The organism is Ensifer sp. ENS08 (genome assembly GCF_014852195.1).
Lineage (GTDB): Bacteria > Pseudomonadota > Alphaproteobacteria > Rhizobiales > Rhizobiaceae > Ensifer > Ensifer adhaerens.
Map to the genome: position 1 here is coordinate 1 of NZ_JACVBF010000041.1, position 2,609 is coordinate 2,609.

Consider the following 2,609-nt stretch of genomic DNA (forward strand, 5'->3'; position numbering starts at 1 on the left):
CTGCGCATTCCGGTGAAGTCGGCCGCTGATTCCGAAACGAAGCCGGCCACCTATTCCGATTTTATGCCGGCCACCATTCCGCTCTGAAGCCGGCCAGTTGGTGCTCCCCTGGGTCGTTGTTTTGCATGGCGCGTGATTGTAGCGCGGTCAAGCGGCGGATGGAGTTTGACGCTGCTTTCGCAAGCTCTCGCCGGACAGCTCGATACGGTAGGCGTTGTGGACAAGGCGGTCGAGGATGGCATCGGCGATCGTTGGATTGCCGATCATGTCGTACCAGTGATCGACGGGCACCTGGCTAGTGACGATGGTCGATCGCTTCTCGTAGCGGTCCTCGACGATCTCCAGGAGATCGCGCCGCTGCTCGTCGTTGAGCTTCTCCGGGCCCCAGTCGTCGAGGATAAGCAGGTCGGTTCTGGCGAGCGCCTTGAGGACCTTGGGATAACGGCCGTCGCCGCGCGCCAGCGCAAGGGTAGCGAACAGCCTGGGCAGGCGATGATAGGCGACGGAGAAGTCCTCGCGGCAGGCCTTGTGTCCGAGCGCGCAGGCCAGCCAGCTCTTGCCGACGCCGGCGGGCCCGATCAGCAGGAGGCTGTGGTGTTGCCTGATCCAGTCGCAGTTGGCGAGCTTCAGGAAGAGATTGCGATCGAGGCCGCGGGCGGCGCGGAAGTCGATGTTCTCGATCTGGGCATTGTGGCGCAGCCTCGCGGCGCGCGCCCTTGCCTCGAAGCGCTTCTGACGGCGCGTGGTCGCCTCGCGCTCAAGAAGAAGCGCGAGCCATTCGCCATGCTCGAGGTGTCTGGCTTCCGGTTGCGCCTCGAGCTCCTGATAAGCACTGGCCATGCCTGTCAGGCCAAGTTCGCGCAGCATGTCGATGGTGGGATTGGTCAGCATTATCGGGTGTCTCCTCAATGGAAGTAGCCGGGGCCACGCAGATTGGCGTGTTCCATGACGGCGGCGGGTTCGGTGGAATGTCTGGCGGCCTTGTGGGTGGCGATGAGCGAGGCAATGGTCTTGCTGGTCAGGCCGCCGATCTCGACGGCGCGTGCCGAAACGGCCTCGGCGCGCTCGCGGCTGATGTCACGATAAAGGCGCAGGATGCCGAGGCAGGTTCGGAAGCCCTGCTCGGGATGTGGCCGGCTGGCGAGAATGGCGACGATCAGCCCTTCGGTCTGCGGACCGATGGATGCGCCCCAGCGCCGGAAGCGCTCCGGCGTCCATTCGGCGTATCGGCGGTGGGAGCTCGGCATGTGCGCGGGGTCTGTTCCATAGCGCGGCCCGCCATAGCGGCGCTGATGGACCGCGACGCGTTTGCCGCGATGGAAGATCTCGATCATTCGCGCGGTCGCCCGGATATCGACCTGCTGACGAATGAGCGCGTGCGGGACGGAATAGAAGAAGCTCCTGAACTCGGCATGGTAATCCGTCGAGACCCGCGCAAAGCGCCATTCGGCGAACTCGTACTCCTCGGCGGGCAAGCTTGCGAGCGCCGCGCGTTCGACCGTTTCGAAGAGCTGGCGACGGCTGACACCCAACCGGCGCATGACGTGATTGTTGATGCGCTCCAGCACGTCGGCGATTGCGGCATTGGCCTCGGCGAGCGAGAAGAAAGTCTGTTTGCGCAAGCGGCCGAGAAGGCAACTCTGGGCGAAGCGCATTCCGTTCTCGACCTTGGCCTTGTCCTTCGGGCGTCGCGGTCGGGCCGGCAGAACGCCGACACCATAGTGGGACGCCATCATGCCGTAACTGCGGTTGATCTCGGGATCGTAGAAGCTGGCGCGGCTGACGCCGGACTTCAGATTGTCGGGCACGACCAGGCGGGGCACGCCGCCGAAGAAGGCGAACATGCGCACATGTGAGCCGACCCAGTCCGGTAAGGTCTGGGTCCAGGTGGCCTCGGCGAAAGTGAAGCTCGACGCACCGAGAACGCCGAGGAACAGCTCCGCCTCGCGGACTTCGCCAGTCTTGCGATCGACGATCGGCACCTTCTTGCCGGAATAGTCGACGAAGACCTTGTCGCCGGCCGCATGCTCCTGGCGCATCGTCGGCGAGAGGCGCTGCTCGAAGCTGCGGAACAGCTCGCAGAAGCGACTGTAACCGTAGCCATCGGGATAGACGCCGCGGTACTCTTCCCACAGGATCAGTAATGTTACGCCGGGCTTCTTCAGCTCAATGGAAAGATCGGCCCAGTTCGGCTCCGGTCGCCGCCGCTCCCCTTGCTTGACGCCGGCGCGGGTGAAAAGCCGATGCTCCAGAGCATCGTCTGTCAGTTCTCCTGGCAATGGCCAGCTCAGCCCCGCCATTGCTGCCCGCTTCAGGTTATCCTGCACGGTGCTGCGGGCAATGCCGAGGATCACCGCAATCTCTCGGCTGCTGGTTCCGCTTCCGGCAAGCCGGAGCATCTGTCGTAATTGTCTCATGGTCAGCCTTCTCTTTGCCGGCATCAAAATCTCCTCGTGTATCGGGAGGCTTGATGCCAAAGTTGCTGACCCAGGGGGTATCGTCAGAGCCGGAAACCAGCCGGTAATTGATTGGAATCGTGGCCGGCTTCAAATCGGAACGGTGGCCGGATTTTGATCGGAATGCTGGCCGGCTTCAGGTCGGAATCCGCA

2 protein-coding genes are annotated in these 2,609 nt (G+C 63.4%); both read right to left on the reverse strand.

Annotated features, from left to right (window positions below):
- Positions 1-147: 147 nt before the first annotated feature.
- Positions 148-891, reverse strand: coding sequence for an IS21-like element helper ATPase IstB (gene istB / locus IB272_RS34375; RefSeq protein WP_192445883.1), 744 nt, complete (start codon positions 889-891; stop codon positions 148-150).
- A 14-nt stretch (positions 892-905) separates the two neighbouring features.
- The gene (gene istA / locus IB272_RS34380) at positions 906-2,441 is read right to left on the reverse strand and encodes an IS21 family transposase (protein WP_192445884.1); all 1,536 of its coding nucleotides are present in this window, start codon (positions 2,439-2,441) and stop codon (positions 906-908) included.
- Between the last annotated feature and the right edge of the window lie 168 nt (positions 2,442-2,609).